Source organism: Stenotrophomonas sp. FR024 (genome assembly GCF_047500745.2).
Taxonomy (GTDB): domain Bacteria; phylum Pseudomonadota; class Gammaproteobacteria; order Xanthomonadales; family Xanthomonadaceae; genus Stenotrophomonas; species Stenotrophomonas maltophilia_A.
The window spans coordinates 70,321-86,002 of sequence record NZ_JAXAXM020000008.1 but is presented as its reverse complement, the minus strand read 5'-3'; the positions used below and the strand labels follow the sequence as shown (position 1 = coordinate 86,002).

The window sequence follows — 15,682 nt, the reverse complement described above, 5'->3', positions numbered from 1 at the left end:
GTTCCGGCGCGCTCTGGCCGTCGCCAACCCTGGTTGGCGTTTCCCGGTTCCGGCGCGCTCTGGCTGTCGCCAACCCTGGTTGGCGTTTCCCGGTTCCGCCGCGCTCTGGCCGTCGCCAACCCTGGTTGGCGTTTCCCGGTTCCGCTGCGCCCTGGCCGTCGCCAACCCTGGTTGGCGTTTCCCGGTTCCGGCGCGCTCTGGCTGTCGCCAACCCTGGTTGGCGTTTCCCGGTTCCGCTGCGCTCTGGTAGTGGCCAACCTTGGTTGGCGGTTATCGGTTACGGCATCCAGCCCAGCAATTGCTGCAATCGCTGGTGCGGGTCATCCATCTGCAGCAGCTGCAGGCGCTGCTGCTCGCTCAGCGGCAGCAGTTCGGCCAGCCGCCAGCCGACCCAGCTGGCCTGGTCCAGCAACGCCGGGTTGGCCGGCGCATAGGCCTCGCCGGCCTGTTCGATGATGTGCCCCAGCACCGTGGCCAGCAGCGCATGCTGCGGCCGTAGCTCATCGTCCGGGTCTTCATCACACCAACGCACGTCGGCCACCACCAGGCCGTTGTCGCGTACGCGGGTGCGCTCGACATGGAAGCGGCGGGTGCCACGCAGGCGCAACTGCAGCACGCCGTCTGCGCCGACATCGAAGTCTTCGATGCGTACCTGCACGCCATAGGCGGCCGGCGTCGCTGGTGCGCCGACTTCCTCGCCATCGAGGATCAGACAGACACCAAACCCCTCACCACTGCGGCCGCTGTCGCGGACCAGATCCAGGTAGCGGCGCTCGAACACGCGCAGGCCTACCGCCGCACCCGGCACCAGCGTGGTGTGCAGAGGAAACAGCGGCAGCGAACCGTCGACGCTCATCGGGCCTGCAGCGCGGCGAGGAAGCGACGCGGCGCGCCGTCGAAGCCACCGTTGGACATGAACACCACGTGGTCACCACTGCGCGCGCTGGCCTGCAATTGCGCCAGCAACGCGTCGGTATCGGGCACCGCGTGCGCTTCGCCACGCACCGCGGCGATCACCGCAGCGGCATCCCAGGCCAGTTCCGGGCGATGCAGGAACACCACTTCATCGGCCAGCGCCAGCGACGGAGCCAGCGCCTGCGCGTGTGCGCCCAGTCGCATCGAATTGCTGCGCGGCTCCATCGCGACCACGATGCGCGCATCACCCACCTTGGCACGCAGGCCTTCCAATGTGGTGGCGATCGCGGTCGGGTGATGGGCGAAATCGTCGTAAATGGTGATGCCGTCATGCTGGCCGATCACTTCCATGCGGCGCTTGACGCTGCGGAAGCGTGACAACGCAGGAATCACGTCGGCCGGTGCCACGCCCACCGCATGCGCGGCGGCCAGCGCAGCCAAGCCGTTGAGCACGTTGTGGCGGCCCAGCAACGACCACTGCACGTCGCCCATTGCCTGCCCGCGGTGATGCACGCGGAAGGCGCTGCCATCGGCGGCCAGCAGCTCGGCATGCCATTCCAGCGACGGATCGAATCCGAAGCGTTCGACCGGCGTCCAGCAGCCCATCGCCAGCACTTCGGCCAGATGCTGATCCTCGCCGTTGACGATCAGTCGGCCACGCGCCGGCACCGTGCGCACCAGATGGTGGAACTGGCGCTGGATCGCGGCCACGTCGGGGAAGATATCAGCGTGGTCGTATTCAAGGTTGTTGAGGATGGCCACCAGCGGCCGGTAGTGCACGAACTTGCTGCGCTTGTCGAAGAAGGCGGTGTCGTACTCGTCGGCCTCGACCACGAACTCGCGGCCCTGGCCCAGGCGGGCGGAGACGCCGAAATCCTCGGCGACGCCGCCGATCAGGAAACCGGGCGAACGACCGGCGCTTTCCAGCAGCCAGGTGAGGATGGTGGTGGTGGTGGTCTTGCCGTGGGTACCGGCCACGGCCAGGGTGTCGCGGCCCGGCAGCACCTGTTCGGACAGCCACTGGGCGCCGGAGATGTAGCGCTGGCCGGCGTCGAGCACGGCCTCCACGGCCGGGTTGCCGCGCGAGAGCGCGTTGCCGATCACCACCTCATTGGTGCCGGCCGGCACGCTGTCGGCGCGGTAACCCTGGTCCAGGGTGATGCCCAGCTGTTCGAGCTGGGTCGACATCGGCGGATAGATGGCCTGGTCGCTGCCGCTGACCGTATGGCCCAGTTCCCGCGCCAGGGCGGCCACGCCGCCCATGAAGGTGCCGGCAATTGCAAGGATATGTACGCTGCTCATGACCGAGGATTGTGACCGATGACGGCTGTATAGGGCCAATGTCCGATCCGGGGTAAGACAAGTCCTACACAGGATGTGAGAAAACTCCAATCATCTGTCAGGGAAATCCCGATAGCGATGTTCTGTGAACCCGGACACAATTCGAACTGCCAGCCGCAGTACCCGAACCGGTCCTACTCCCCAAGAGGCCATCCCCAAGGGAGCTCATGCTGCGGGGCCCTGAGCAAGCCCTCTGCTGGCGCCTATCAAACGACACAGGCCTGGTCCTCGCGGACCAGGCCTGTGCTTTTTGCGCCCGAAGGACCGGCAGTGCACCGGCCCTGCAGGATCAACCCTTGATCGCCGCCAGGATGCGGGCTTCGATCTCGTCCAGCTCACCGACGCCGTCGACGCGGGCCAGGGTGCCACGGCCGGCGTAGAAGTCGACCACCGGGGCGGTCTGGTCGTTGTAGACCTGCAGGCGCTGGCGCACCGCTTCCGGCGTGTCATCGGCGCGGCCCTGTTCCTTGGCACGACCGGCGATGCGCTCGACCAGCAGCTCGGTGGCCACGTCCAGCTGCACCACGGCATCCAGCGGCTGGCCGATCTTGGCCAGCAGGCCGTCCATCGCATTGGCCTGGGCCACATTGCGCGGGTAGCCATCGAGGATGAAGCCCTTGGCGACATCGGCCTGGGTCAGGCGCGACTCCAGCATGCCCAGCAGGATGTCGTCCGACACCAGGTTGCCGGCATCCATCACCGTCTTGGCCTGCTTGCCCAGCTCCGTGCCCGCGGCGATTTCCGCGCGCAGCATGTCACCGGTCGAAATGTGGGCGATCCCCAGCTTTTCCTTCAGGCGCGTCGCCTGTGTCCCCTTGCCCGAACCGGGCGGTCCCAACAGAACCAATCGCATTGACCTGACTCCAACGTGTTGAAAACAAAGAAGGTTCGCGTCCCGGACGGACCGGTATCGCTGCACCGCAATAGCGCCACTTTACCGCATCCGGGTAATGTCCCTGCAATGTCCCCTCCCCCGAGCAGGTAGAAGCATGCGCAACGGTACTCTCCTCTACGCCCAGTCCGGCGGTGTCACCGCGGTCATCAACGCCACGGCGGCGGCGGTGATCGAGCAGGCCCGGGCCAAGGGCATCAAGGTTCTGGCCGCCCGCAACGGCATCCTCGGCGCCCTGCGCGAGGAGCTGATCGACACCAGCAAAGAGAGTGCCGCCGCGATCCGCGCGCTGGCCCATACCCCGGGCGGCGCCTTCGGCTCGTGCCGGGTCAAGCTGAAATCGCTGGATGCCGACCGCGCCCGCTACGACCGGCTGCTGCAGGTGCTGCAGGCCCACGACGTGCGCTGGTTCCTCTACAACGGCGGCAATGACTCGGCCGATACCGCGCTGAAAGTCTCGCAGCTGGCCAAGGCCTCCGGCTACGACCTGACCTGCATCGGCGTACCCAAGACCATCGACAACGATCTGGCGGTGACCGATACCTGTCCGGGCTTCGGCTCGGCGGCCAAATACACCGCCGTGTCGGTGCGCGAGGCGGCGCTGGACGTGGCGGCAATGGCCGAGACCTCCACCCGAGTCTTCATCTACGAGGCCATGGGCCGCCACGCCGGCTGGCTGGCTGCGGCCGCCGGCCTGGCCGGCAATGGCGATGACGAGGCCCCGCACATCATCCTGCTGCCCGAACGCGCCTATGACGAAGCGGCGTTCCTGGCCAAGGTCAAGGCGGTGGTCGAGCGCGTCGGCTACTGCGTGGTGGTGGCGTCGGAAGGCATCGCCGCCGCCGATGGCCGCTTCGTCGCCGACGCCGGTGGCGGCAAGGACTCGTTCGGTCACTCGCAGCTGGGCGGCGTGGCCGCGCACCTGGCCGGCCGGGTCAAGGACCAGCTGGGCCTGAAGGTGCACTGGGCGCTGCCCGATTACCTGCAGCGCTCGGCCCGCCACCTGGCCAGCAAGACCGACTGGGAGCAGGCGCAGGCGGTCGGCAAGGCCGCCGTGCAGCTGGCACTGAAGGGCCAGAACGGCGTGATGCCGGTGATCGTGCGCAGCACCGATGCGCCCTATCGCTGGAAGATCGAAGCGGCGCCGCTGTCGAAGATCGCCAATCATGAAAAGAAGATGCCCGCCGGCTTCATCCGCCGCGACGGCTTCGGCATCACCGCCAAGGCGCGGGCCTACCTGTCGCCGCTGATCAAGGGCGAAGCACCGCTGCCGTACGGCACCGACGGCCTGCCGAAGTACGTGACGCTGAAGAACGTGGCCGTGAAGCAGAAGCTGCCGGCCTTCGAGGGCTGAGCCGAAAAAGGGGACGGAGGGGATTAAGTCGTATACGCCCCTCTGTGCTGAGCCCTGTGCGGAGCGCAGGGCACATTGCGGCGGCCGCCGAAGCACCCCACAATCGGGCTCCGGCCCGGGGCAAAGGGGCCGCCGCAAGCCAGATTCGACGCTGCCCGGCCTTCAAGGCCCGGGCCTGTGCTGCCATTTCACAAGGACTGTAACCATGAAGCACCCGATCCTGATCGCCGCGCTGCTGTGCGGTGCCGCCGCGCCGGCCTTCGCTGCGACCTGCGAAAGCAACTTCCAGAAGAAGGGCAATCCCTTCGTCGGCACGACCTTCACCTCATCGGTCACCCATCCGGACCTGACCGTGGCCAGTGCCATCGGCCAGATGCGGGTGATCGCCAAGAACGCCAACATGGACGTCCTCAGCGAGGACGTGGAAGGCGGCTCGATGCTGATCGAAGAGCCGGAATCCATGGCCCACAAGCCGATTCCGATGATCATCAGTGCCACCTCCGAAGGCGGCCAGGGCACCGTCGGCATGGTGGTGAAGGTCAACAAGGGCGCCATTGCCTCGGCCGATGGCGTGCGCGAAGAAATGTGCAAGCTGCTCAACCAGATCAAGCCGGGCAAGGCTGGCGAACAGGCAGCCAAGGCCACTCCGCAGGCGTCGGTGGTAACGATTGCCGCCGACCGCTTCGGCTTCCAGCTGCGCAACCAGAACAAGGACAACCCGGCCGCGGTCGAGCCGCGCTACAAGGGCAAGACCTACGCCATCACCGGTCGCATCACCTCCGTGCTGCGCAGTGGCGGCACCTACAACACCAGCTTTGACCTGCCCAGCGATGGCAGCATCGACTTTGAGCGCGTGGCCATTTCCTGCTCGTTTGCAGCCAACCAGGCCGCGTATGCGCTGGCCCTGCGCCCGCGCGAGAAGGTGACGCTGACCGGCGTGGTCGACAGCTACGACCAGATTGGTCGTGTGTTGTGGTTGAAGGACTGCCGCGGCAACTGATCGTTGCCAGCATGGGAAAAGGCCCGGGTGCGCAGGCGCCCGGGCCTTTTCGTTTCCACAGCGGTTCACACCTGGCGCACGTGCATCGCAGGATGATGGATGCCCCGCCCGGAGGTCATCATGGCACTGCGTGTTGTTCGACTGGGTACGCCGCGCCACCCCGGCGAAGGGCTGCGCATCGGTACCGTGCGGCGGCCGCCACGCGGCGTGCCGCGCAGTGAGTTCGCGGAACAGGACTGGTACGACGTCTGGTTCCCGACCCTGTCACCCAGCGCGGAACTGGTAAAGCGGGCGCACGAAGCGAAAACCGCGGCCGACTGGAATGCGTTCTTCCGCCACTACAAGGCCGAGATGAAGGCGCCGGACGCGGCCCACGCGCTGGATCTTCTGGCCGCGATGTCACAGCACAGCGACATCAGCGTGGGGTGCTACTGCGAGGATGAAGCGCATTGCCATCGCAGGGCCCTGCGAGAGCTGCTGGTGGCGCGCGGGGCGACGCTGGCGGAGTGATGATTGCAGGGTTGCCGGCCAGCGGCCGGAACTACCAGGTTGCCCGCCGGGCATGGCCCGGCACTACCGGTGCGCAGCGAAGTAGATCCACGCCGTGCGTGGATGCGCAGCGCCGGGCACGTCAGTAGATCCACGCCATGCGTTGATGCGCGCTGCTGGACGGCCTCAATTGCAGGCCTTGCCTTCCATCTGCAGCTGCGCGGCGAACATCGTCACCTGCGGAATCTGGCCGGCGGCGGCCTGCTTCTTGGCCTCTTCCAGATAGATGCGCGACTGGCCCTGCCCGTCCAGCTCGACCTTGTTGCTCGACGGCAGGCGCCACACGCGCACCACGGCCTGCTGTGCCGGGCAGGCGGCGCTGGGCACGCGGATCACATCATTGAGCTTCCAGCCCTTGTCCACACTCGGCTGCGCCTTGGCATAGTCGACGAAACGCGCGCGCGGCTGGCACTGCTCGCTGGTCCGCACCGGCGCGAAGCGATACGGCTCGGCCGCCTGACCGGTGAAGGCACCTTCCAGGCGCGCGCAGGCCTCGGGAATCTGCCGCAGGGTGTGCACCGCGCCCACGGCCTGGGGGGCACCCACGGCGCGCTGCAGCTCCGGGGTTTCCGCGGCGAGTGCCGGTACGGCCGGGACCAGGGCGGCAAGCATCAACAGGGACAGGCGCATGGGGAATCTCCTACAGGACTGAGCGCAGGCTTGCAGAGGCTGGCTTAACGGGGTGCAAAGGCCTGTGGCTTTCGAATCACGCCCATGGACTGGCGGCATGCGGCGGGGCTCGTAAAAACCAGTCGAGCACGGCTCGACTCTACAGTGCGCGGCACGCATACTGCGGGCACCAGGGAATGCTGAACACCGCCATACGTCGGACGACCATCAAGGTCGGTACGGGTTGGTTCCAGGCTGCAGCCCGTCGTCCCCCTCGTGGTGCCGTTCATCGCCACTGGATGCCTACATCCATTCTGCGGAGGGGTCTAATGCTGGAACGTCACGGGCTGTCACTGGCGCTGGGCTGCGCCATTCTCGCGATCCTGTTCGGAATCGTCTCGGCGCGCTGGATCCTGCGCCAACCCACCGGCAATGAACGCATGATCGCGATCGCCACCGCGATCCAGGAAGGTGCGCGTGCCTACCTCAACCGCCAGTACCTGACCATCGGCGTCGCCGGCGTGGTGCTGTTCGTGCTGGTCGGCATCTTCCTCAGCTGGTACACCGCGATCGGCTTCGCCATCGGTGCGGTGCTGTCCGGCGCGGCCGGCTACATCGGCATGAACGTGTCGGTACGCGCCAACGTACGCACTGCCGAAGCTGCACGCCACGGCATCAGCGCGGCGATGGATGTCGCCTTCCGCGGCGGCGCGATCACCGGCATGCTGGTGGTAGGGCTGGGCCTGCTGGGTGTGGCCGGCTATTACGCGCTGCTGCTGCGGATGGGCCTGCAGATGGACCAGGCGCTGCATGCACTGGTCGGGCTGGCGTTCGGCTCGTCGCTGATCTCGATCTTCGCGCGCCTGGGCGGCGGCATCTTCACCAAGGGCGCGGACGTCGGTGCCGACCTGGTCGGCAAGGTCGAAGCCGGGATTCCCGAGGATGACCCGCGCAACCCGGCGGTGATCGCCGACAACGTCGGTGACAACGTCGGCGACTGCGCCGGCATGGCCGCCGACCTGTTCGAGACCTATGCGGTCACCGTCATCGCCACCATGCTGCTGGGCAGCCTGATGCTGGCCGAGGCCGGCGCCAATGCAGTGCTGTATCCGCTGGTGCTGGGCGGCGTATCGATCATCGCCTCGATCATCGGCGCGCTGTTCGTCAAGGTGGGCGAACCGGGTAGTGGCCGGGGCAGCTCGATCATGGGGGCGCTGTACAAGGGCGTGATCGTCTCCGGCGTTCTGGCCGCCATCGCCTTCTACCCGATCACCACCGGGTTGATGAGTGACAACGTGCATGGGCCGATGGCGCTGTATGGCTGCGCATTGATCGGGCTGGTGCTGACCGGCCTGATCGTGTGGATCACCGAGTACTACACCGGCACCCAGTACAAGCCGGTGCAGCACGTGGCACAGGCCTCGACCACTGGGCATGGCACCAACATCATCGCCGGCCTTGGCATTTCCATGAAGTCCACCGCGCTACCGGTGGTGGCGGTGTGTGCGGCAATCTGGGGCGCGTTCGCGCTGGCTGGCCTGTACGGCATCGCCATCGCCGCCACCGCGATGCTGTCGATGGCCGGCATGATCGTCGCCCTCGATGCCTATGGACCGATCACCGACAACGCCGGTGGCATCGCCGAGATGGCCGAGCTGCCCTCGGAGATCCGCGACATCACCGACCCGCTGGATGCGGTGGGCAACACCACCAAGGCAGTGACCAAGGGTTACGCGATCGGCTCAGCGGCGCTGGCGGCACTGGTGCTGTTCGCCGACTACACCCACAACCTGCAGGCGGCACATCCGGGGCAGGAATTCCGCTTCGACCTCAGCGACCACACGGTGATCATCGGCCTGCTGATCGGCGGCCTGATTCCGTACCTGTTCGGTGCGATGGCGATGGAAGCGGTCGGCCGCGCCGCCGGTGCGGTGGTGGAAGAAGTGCGCCGCCAGTTCCGCGAGATCCCCGGCATCATGCAGGGCACCGGCAAGCCGCAGTACGACAAGGCGGTGGACATGCTGACCCGCTCGGCGATCCGCGAAATGATCGTGCCCTCGCTGCTGCCGGTGGCGGTGCCGGTGGTGGTCGGCCTGCTGCTGGGGCCGCGCGCACTGGGCGGCCTGCTGATCGGCACGATCGTGACCGGCCTGTTCGTGGCCATTTCGATGACCACCGGCGGCGGCGCCTGGGACAACGCCAAGAAGTACATCGAAGACGGCCACTTCGGCGGCAAGGGCAGCGAGGCGCACAAGGCGGCAGTGACCGGCGATACCGTTGGCGATCCCTACAAGGACACCGCCGGTCCGGCGATCAATCCGCTGATCAAGATCATCAACATCGTGGCGCTGCTGCTGGTGCCGCTGCTGTAGATCCACACCATGCGCAAACCCGTAGAGTCGAGCTTGCTCGACTGCTTCTGGCCCGCACCGCAGGAGCAGTCGAGCAAGCTCGACTCTACAAGGCCAGCAAGAGCAGAGCAGTCGAGCATGGGGCCGGGTCTACCAAAGCGGTCACCGCCCGCGCAGGAAGAACGACACCGGCACCATCACTTCCACCGGGTCGCCGGCCACTTCGGCCGGCGGCGCCGGTACCGGGCTGGCCCGCTGCACGGTGTCCAGCGTCTCCTGGTCGAGCAGCGCGAAGCCACTGCTGCGGCCCAGTTTCAACCCCGAGACCGCGCCATCGCGGGCAACCGCAAAGCGCACGTAGACCACACCCTGCTGGCGCAGCCGCTCGGCCTGGCGCGGATAGCGGCGGTGTTTCTGCAGGTGCCCGAGCAGGCGTCCTTCCCAGGTCGCCTCGGCACGACTGCGCTCACCCGCCGTGGTCTGCGGTGCGGTGTAGCGTGTGGCCGCATCAGCCGCCACCTGCGGCGGTGCGCTGGTCTGCGCGACATTGACGTCAGCGGTGTCCGGCGACGGCGTCGGCTCCGGTGTACGCGGCGGCGGCAGGTCACCCTGCGGCTGCACCGGCGCCTTGGGTTGTTCACGCACGGCCGGCGTCGGCGCCTGCCGCTGTTGTTGCTGCTGCAGCGGCCCGGTCGCGACCTCGCGCGGCGGCACCGGCGGTGCCTGTGCCATCGGCGCCAGTTCCAGCATCAGCGCCGCAGGCGGAACCGCAGCCGTCAGCGCTGGCGCACGGGCCGCCCACCAGCAGGCCGCGCCGATCAACAGCGCATGCACCAGCAGCACGATCGCCAGGCTGGTCGCCCAGCGCCGCAGTCCACTCATCGTGCGCCCTGCTCCAGGCCGACCAGTGCCACCTTCAGGTAGCCGGCCGCTCGCAGCGCATCCAGCGTGGCCATCAGTTCGCCATAGGGCACACGGGTATCGGCACGCAGGAAGATGCGCTGCGTGGTGTCACTGTGAGTGGCCGCCTGCAATGCAGCCGCCAGGCTGTCGCGCGCCACGGCCTGTTCACCAACGCGCACCGACAGATCGGCCTGCACGGTCACGTACACCGGCGCCTGTTCCGGCGGCGTGGCGCTGGCATTGCTGGCCGGCAGCTGGACCGGCACCGACACGGTGGCCAGCGGTGCGGCCACCATGAAGATGATCAGCAGTACCAGCATCACGTCGATGAAGGGCGTGACGTTGATCTCGTGCGCTTCTTCCGGTGCATCGTCACGGTCGGACGCGGTCCTGATCGCCATCGTCGTGCCTCAGTGAACCGCACGCAGCGGTGCCGCTGCGGTACGCAGCACGGCACGATCGAGATCGCGCGAGACCAGCTGCTGCACGGCCGCCGACAGATCACCGAGCAGGCCCCGCAGGCCGGCCAGTACACGGCTGAAGTGGTTGTAGACCAGCACGGCGGGAATCGCTGCGACCAGACCCAGCGCGGTCGCCAGCAGAGCCTCGGCGATGCCGGGCGCGACCACCGCCAGGTTGGTGGTGTTGCTGTGGGCGATGCCGATGAAACTGTTCATGATGCCCCACACCGTGCCGAACAGGCCGACGAACGGCGCCACCGCGCCGATGCTGGCCAGCACGCCGATGCCGCGCCGTTGCACGCGCGCGGTTTCCAGTTCGATGCGGTCCAGGCGCGAGGCAACGCGTTCCTTGATGCCATCGCGGCTGTCCAGATCCTGCGACAGGCGCAGCTCGGTTCGCGCCGCGTCCAGCATGGTGAGTGCGGTGCCCTGCTGCAGGCTGGCCTCTGCGCTCCCGCCGGGCAGGCTCGGCGCCTGCAGCAACAGCGCGCGCGCTGCACGCAGCTGCCGGCCCTGCCGGGCCAGCTCCCAGCCCTTGGACAGCAGCACGGTCCAGGTGGCCAGCGAGGCAAGTGCCAGCGCGATCATCACCGTCTTCACCACCACGTCGGCGGCCAGGTACATGCCCCACGGGGTCAATGCGGGGGCGGCCACGGGGGCCAGGTCAGCAGGCAGCATCGTCTCGGTTTCCATCAGCATCAGGTGTCGCTGCGCGGCGGCGGGCCGCGCGCGGATCATTGGCGTCGTCCACTTCCACGACCGGATTGGGCTCCAGCCGCGGTGCGGGCCGACTGAGCACGTAGCCGGCGCTGACCGCGAAGAACAGGCCCACGCCCAGCAGCAGGCGCCAGGACGGGTGCGCGCCCCAGCAGAACAGCGCGAAGCCCACGGCCATGCCGGCGCTGGCGAACGCCTTGCCCTTGCGTGACACCGCGCCCTGTTCGCGCCACAGCCGCAACGACGGGCCGTAGCGTGGATGCGCCAGCAGGCGCTGCTCGAACTTCGGCGAGCTGCGCGCGAAGCAACCCACGGCCAGGATCAGGAAGATGGTGGTCGGCATCACCGGCAGCAGCGCGCCGATCACCCCGAGGCCGACCATCACCCAGCCCAGCGCGAACCAGAGCCAGCGCATCAGCGTTGCGCCGATAGGCGGGAGGCGTGCATCAGGCGAATTCCACTTCGACGTGGCCGTGCACGCTGCGGAAGGCGGCGTCCGCCGCATCGATCACCTGCTGCTCCTGCTCGGCGCTCAGCGGCACCGCATCCAGCGCAGCAGTGAATTCACGCCAGTGGCGCGCCGCGCCATCCGAGTGTGCGGCCAGGTGGCGGGCACCAAAATCGCGGTCCAGGCCGAGCTTGGCAGCCATCTTGTACAGAATGGTGCCGCCGAGATTGGAGCCTTCGGCCACATACAGCCACCCCAATGCGGCGGGTAGCTCCAGATCGGACGGCAACGCCGCGATGTCGGCCCCCGGCAGGGTCTGCTCCAGATCCTGCAGGTCGCGCGCCACCTGGGTCAGGCGGCGGCGCTCGCCCAGGTCCGGCAGCAGTGCATCCAGCGCAGGGTTGGCATACAGCGCATCGATACTGCGGTGGAAGCGATACTGCACGCGCAGGAAACGGGCGAAGTTGCTGCGATCGGCGAAGATGTCGCCGGCCATGATGCGCTTGTCCAGCGCGCCATGGCTGTCGCGGGTGGCGGCCTTGAGCCGCAGGCTGCGGCTGTCTTCAGGGGCGATGTGTGCGTTCATGGGGGATGCCAAGGGGATCGTCCTGCTGTAGACGTCCGCCATGGGGCTTTCCCCAAGGCCATGTGCACCGATAATGGCGTATCCCTTCTTCCCGCAGGAACCGACGATGATCACCACCGAACCGCGCATGACCAACCTGTTCCTGCAGCTGGGCCTGGACGCCAGCGCCGAGGGCATCGCCCGCTTCATCCGCGAACACCAGCTGGCCACCGATGTGGAAGTAGTCGAAGCGCCGTACTGGAACGATGCCCAGCGCCAGTTCCTGTCCGAGTCGCTGCAGGCCGATGCGGCATGGACCACGGTGGTGGATGAGCTGAACGAGTCGCTGCACGAAGATGCCGTGAAGGCGGCGACCGGGCTGTAACTGGCTGGAGGAAGGCGCCGGGCATGGCCCGGCGCTACCGTTGTCTCCCGCTGGGGTCAGAGCCCTTTCTGCAGGAAAGGGATCCGACCCCGACGATCAGTACTTCCAGGTCAACGCCAGGCGCGCGGTGCGGCCCGGGGCCGGCATCACGCCCAGGGCCAGCGGATCCAGGTAGTAGCGGTCGGTCAGGTTGTCCACGCCGGCTTCCACCGACAGCTGGTCGTTGAAGCTCCAGCTGGCGAACAGGTCGACCAGGGTGGTCGGCCGGTACAGCTGCTGGATCGCCGACAGACCCACGTTCCAATCCTTGTCCAGCTTGCTGATCGGACCGGCGTTGTGGACCACGCGGGTACCGAAGGTCAGGCGCTCGTCGAACAGGCGCGAGCCCAGGGTCAGGTTGACCATGTAGCGCGGCGGGTTCTGGGTATTGGTGTACGAGCCCTCGAAGCCGCCGTCCACGCAGTTCGGCGTGTTGGCCAGTTCATCGTTCCTGCGCTGTGCACCATAGGCACGGCGCTCGGCTGCGATGTCCGGCGCGCAGGTCTTGGCCTTGAAGTAATAGTGCGCGGACAGATCAGCAAATACCTTGCCGCTGTCATAGCTGGACTGGAACTCCATGCCCGAGACCTTGAACTGGTCGACGTTGCGGATCAGGCCGGCCGAGAGCGTGCGGTAGTCACGGGTGATCAGGTCGTCGATGCGGGTATCGAAGTACGCCAGCTTCAGCGCCAGGCGGTCGCCGGCGGTGAACAGGTCATAGCGGATGGTGCTGGCACCGATCTCCCAGCTGCGCGCACGCTCCGGCTTCAGCTCGCCCACCGGCTTGGCGGCGGTAAACAGGCCCAGCGTGGTCTCGAACAGGCTCGGCAGCTTGGTGCCTTCGGCATACTTCACGTAGACCATGGTGTCTTCGCTGAAGCGGTAGGCCACGCTGGCGGTCGGCGAGAACGCGGTGTCGCGGCGACGGATCGGCTGCGACCAGCTCCAGCTGACCGGCACCTCCAGGTCCTGCGCCTTGCCGGCGTCGTAGAAGTTCCAGCCACCGATGTCGCCCACCGTACCCTTCTTGTACGGTGAAGCCAGCAGCGATTCCTGGGTGAAATTGCCGTTGGCATCCGGATACCAGTTCAGCAGCGCGATGCGCTTGGCCCGCCACGACGGCAGCGCCGGGTTGCCATTGAGCAGCTCGGTGTAGCGGTACTGGCCCTGCACCTCGTAGGCATCGGGCGTGGCCAGGCGGTTGCGGTCATGCACATCCACGCGGTTCCAGCGGCCGCCGGCCAGCAGTTCCCAATGCTCATCGGGCTGCCACTTCAGCGAGGCCACGGCACTGTATTCCTTGCGCTCGGCGTTGCGCAGGAAGCGGTTGTTGATCAGGTCATCGTGCATGACCGGCCCCGAGCTGCCAGGTGCAATGTCCTCATCGCTGTAGGACAGGCCGTAGTCGAGGGTGAATGCACCGGCGTGTGTATCGAACTTCGAGGTGTTGCTGGCATCCAGGCCGAAGCGCTTCTGCCGCAGCGGATTGCGGTAGGCATCCTTGTAACCGGGGTCGCCACTGAAGCTGGGCGCGTCGTACCACTCGGTGCGGCGATCGAAGTACCAGGGGGTGATGCCGGTCAAGCTGTTGTACATCACGCTGTCGGTGTCGGTGTACGTGGCGTTGACGCGCAGGTCGACCAGCTCGCTGTCCGGGTTGAAGCGATAGCGCAGGGTGTAGCTGTCCATGTCGACGTGGCCCGGGTCCCATTGCGGAATGCGGTCACGATCCACACGGATGATCTGCGAGGCCATTATCTCGCCGGCGGTGCCCTCGTAGCGGCGGTAGCCCGCTTCCAGGGTCTGTGCATCGTCGATGCGCCAGGTGCCCTTGAGCAGCGCCGACTTCGAGCGCGCCGAGGTATTGAACACCTCGGTACGCGGCGGATTCAGCGGTGCCAGCGTGCGCCGGGTCTGCGGGAAGTCATCGTAGCCATGCTTGCCGGAGAAGTAGTTGCCGTTGTCGCGGTAGGCGTAGGCGGCAACCAGATCGAAGCGATCCCAGTGTCCCGCAGCGGCCACGTTGAAGAACTGGCTGCCGGTGGCGGTGCGGTCGGTACGCGGCGCGGCGCTGTAGGACGGCAGGTTGTTGGCGCTGTTGTTGGCCAGGCCGCCACGCACGCGCACGCCGAAGTCCCGGCCTTCGCGCAGCACGTCACCGATCTTCAGCGTCTCCATCTCGACCACGCCGCCGATGCCACCGGAGGCGTTGGCCTGCAGGCTCGGGCCCTTGGTGATGGTCAGGCTGGAGATCAGGTCCGGGTCGAGGTAGGTGCGCTGCGACTGGCCGGCATAACCACGGTAGGTATCCATGCTGGACTGGCCACCGTCGATGATCACCGGCACACGGCCCTGGCCCTGGATGCCACGGATGTTGACGTCAAAGCCGTTGCCCACGCGCGGATCACCGGCGGTGACGCCAGCCACGCCCTTGACGATGTCGCCGTTGGACGTACCGCGGAATCGCTCCAGGTGCGTGCGGTTGAGCGTGGCGGTGGAGCCGACGCTGCGATAGCCGTCGAGCAGGCGCGCCTCGTCGCTGGTTGCGCCGCTGTCGATACGGTCGCCGGCCACGCTCAGCGTATCGGTGACGATCACACCGCTGTCGGCCTGCGCCGACGCTGCCGCTTCCAGGGTCACCGCATCGGCACTGACCCGGCGCACCGCCAGGCCACTGCCCTGCAGCAGGTGCTGCAAAGCCTCGCTGGCCGACAGGCTGCCGCTGACCGCACGCGAGGTCACACCCCGGGCCAGGGTGGCCGGGTACACGACCTGCACGCCGGACTGGCGCATGTAGCTGCGCAGCGCCTCGTCCAGTGGCTGCGCGGGGATATCGAAGCGCTGCACGGCAGCGTGGTCACCGCTGGCATCCTGCGCGAGTACGGAGGGCGCGGCGCTGGCCAGGCCGGCCGCCAGCAGGGCGATGCACAGGCGGGACGGGCGCGGCATGCGGCCCGGACGATGGAGATCGAACATGGGGGAACCTGTCAGGTAATCGGTGCCGCGGGCGCGGCGACATCCGCAACACGGGCGGACACGGCGACGTACTGGCGGCGGCGGGTACGTTCGCGGAGTAAGACGGATGAAAGCGCGGCAACCCCAAGAGCGATTTGCGGCCGCGGCAGGTGCCGACCGTGGGTCGGCTGCTTGCTG

General features: G+C 67.3%; 15 protein-coding genes. 5 read left to right on the top strand and 10 right to left on the bottom strand.

Going from position 1 to position 15,682, the window contains the following annotated elements; translation table 11 throughout:
* Positions 1–277: 277 nt before the first annotated feature.
* The 3 genes from ACMZ91_RS10970 to ACMZ91_RS10960 form a co-directional block, all read right to left on the bottom strand.
* Complete coding sequence (locus ACMZ91_RS10970) at positions 278–856, bottom strand: LON peptidase substrate-binding domain-containing protein (protein WP_032128383.1); 579 nt, start codon at positions 854–856, stop codon at positions 278–280.
* The gene (mpl, locus tag ACMZ91_RS10965) at positions 853–2,217 is read right to left on the bottom strand and encodes a UDP-N-acetylmuramate:L-alanyl-gamma-D-glutamyl-meso-diaminopimelate ligase (protein WP_180838357.1); all 1,365 of its coding nucleotides are present in this window, start codon (positions 2,215–2,217) and stop codon (positions 853–855) included. Before mpl ends, ACMZ91_RS10970 begins: the two co-directional genes overlap by 4 nt.
* 328 nt (positions 2,218–2,545) lie before the next feature.
* Positions 2,546–3,109, bottom strand: coding sequence for an adenylate kinase (locus ACMZ91_RS10960; protein WP_032128385.1), 564 nt, complete (start codon positions 3,107–3,109; stop codon positions 2,546–2,548).
* 136 nt (positions 3,110–3,245) lie between these two features.
* On the opposite strand from ACMZ91_RS10960, the gene ACMZ91_RS10955 reads away from it, so the two are divergent.
* The 3 genes from ACMZ91_RS10955 to ACMZ91_RS10945 all read left to right on the top strand — a co-directional run bounded on the left by ACMZ91_RS10955 (position 3,246) and on the right by ACMZ91_RS10945 (position 6,012).
* Positions 3,246–4,502 (top strand): 6-phosphofructokinase, encoded by a 1,257-nt coding sequence (locus ACMZ91_RS10955; protein ID WP_414576950.1) that lies wholly within the window; start codon positions 3,246–3,248, stop codon positions 4,500–4,502.
* Positions 4,503–4,707: 205 nt separating this feature from the next.
* Positions 4,708–5,502, top strand: a complete 795-nt coding sequence (locus tag ACMZ91_RS10950) for a hypothetical protein (RefSeq protein WP_049400701.1) — start codon at positions 4,708–4,710, stop codon at positions 5,500–5,502.
* 120 nt (positions 5,503–5,622) lie between these two features.
* The gene (locus tag ACMZ91_RS10945) at positions 5,623–6,012 is read left to right on the top strand and encodes a DUF488 domain-containing protein (RefSeq protein ID WP_032128407.1); all 390 of its coding nucleotides are present in this window, start codon (positions 5,623–5,625) and stop codon (positions 6,010–6,012) included.
* A 165-nt stretch (positions 6,013–6,177) separates the two neighbouring features.
* Here ACMZ91_RS10945 and ACMZ91_RS10940 read toward each other — a convergent pair whose 3' ends face one another.
* Positions 6,178–6,681 (bottom strand): hypothetical protein, encoded by a 504-nt coding sequence (locus tag ACMZ91_RS10940; RefSeq protein WP_277778979.1) that lies wholly within the window; start codon positions 6,679–6,681, stop codon positions 6,178–6,180.
* Between the two features lie 308 nt (positions 6,682–6,989).
* On the opposite strand from ACMZ91_RS10940, the gene ACMZ91_RS10935 reads away from it, so the two are divergent.
* Entirely contained in the window at positions 6,990–9,032 is a 2,043-nt protein-coding gene (locus ACMZ91_RS10935; RefSeq protein ID WP_414576952.1) for a sodium-translocating pyrophosphatase, read from the top strand.
* A 141-nt stretch (positions 9,033–9,173) separates the two neighbouring features.
* Here ACMZ91_RS10935 and ACMZ91_RS10930 read toward each other — a convergent pair whose 3' ends face one another.
* From ACMZ91_RS10930 to ACMZ91_RS10910, 5 genes are read right to left on the bottom strand one after another with little or no spacing between them, the layout of a single operon-like run.
* Entirely contained in the window at positions 9,174–9,893 is a 720-nt protein-coding gene (locus ACMZ91_RS10930; RefSeq protein ID WP_414576954.1) for an energy transducer TonB, read from the bottom strand.
* Positions 9,890–10,315, bottom strand: coding sequence for a TonB system transport protein ExbD (exbD, locus tag ACMZ91_RS10925; protein WP_414576956.1), 426 nt, complete (start codon positions 10,313–10,315; stop codon positions 9,890–9,892). Before exbD ends, ACMZ91_RS10930 begins: the two co-directional genes overlap by 4 nt.
* 9 nt (positions 10,316–10,324) lie before the next feature.
* The gene (exbB, locus tag ACMZ91_RS10920) at positions 10,325–11,053 is read right to left on the bottom strand and encodes a tonB-system energizer ExbB (protein WP_049462874.1); all 729 of its coding nucleotides are present in this window, start codon (positions 11,051–11,053) and stop codon (positions 10,325–10,327) included.
* Entirely contained in the window at positions 11,040–11,507 is a 468-nt protein-coding gene (locus ACMZ91_RS10915) for a YbaN family protein (protein WP_253145186.1), read from the bottom strand. The genes exbB and ACMZ91_RS10915 overlap by 14 nt, the downstream gene beginning before the upstream one ends.
* A gap of 31 nt (positions 11,508–11,538) precedes the next feature.
* Positions 11,539–12,126: a biliverdin-producing heme oxygenase gene (locus ACMZ91_RS10910; RefSeq protein WP_414576958.1), complete on the bottom strand. Its 588-nt coding sequence runs from the start codon at positions 12,124–12,126 to the stop codon at positions 11,539–11,541.
* A gap of 106 nt (positions 12,127–12,232) precedes the next feature.
* Between ACMZ91_RS10910 and ACMZ91_RS10905 the strand changes: the two genes are divergently transcribed.
* Positions 12,233–12,490 carry a DUF2789 domain-containing protein gene (locus ACMZ91_RS10905; RefSeq protein WP_006390068.1) on the top strand — a complete coding sequence of 86 codons (258 nt, stop codon included), beginning with the start codon at positions 12,233–12,235 and terminating at the stop codon, positions 12,488–12,490.
* Positions 12,491–12,586: 96 nt separating this feature from the next.
* On the opposite strand, the gene ACMZ91_RS10900 is transcribed toward ACMZ91_RS10905, so the two are convergent.
* Complete coding sequence (locus ACMZ91_RS10900) at positions 12,587–15,505, bottom strand: TonB-dependent receptor (protein ID WP_414576960.1); 2,919 nt, start codon at positions 15,503–15,505, stop codon at positions 12,587–12,589.
* Positions 15,506–15,682 lie beyond the last annotated feature (177 nt).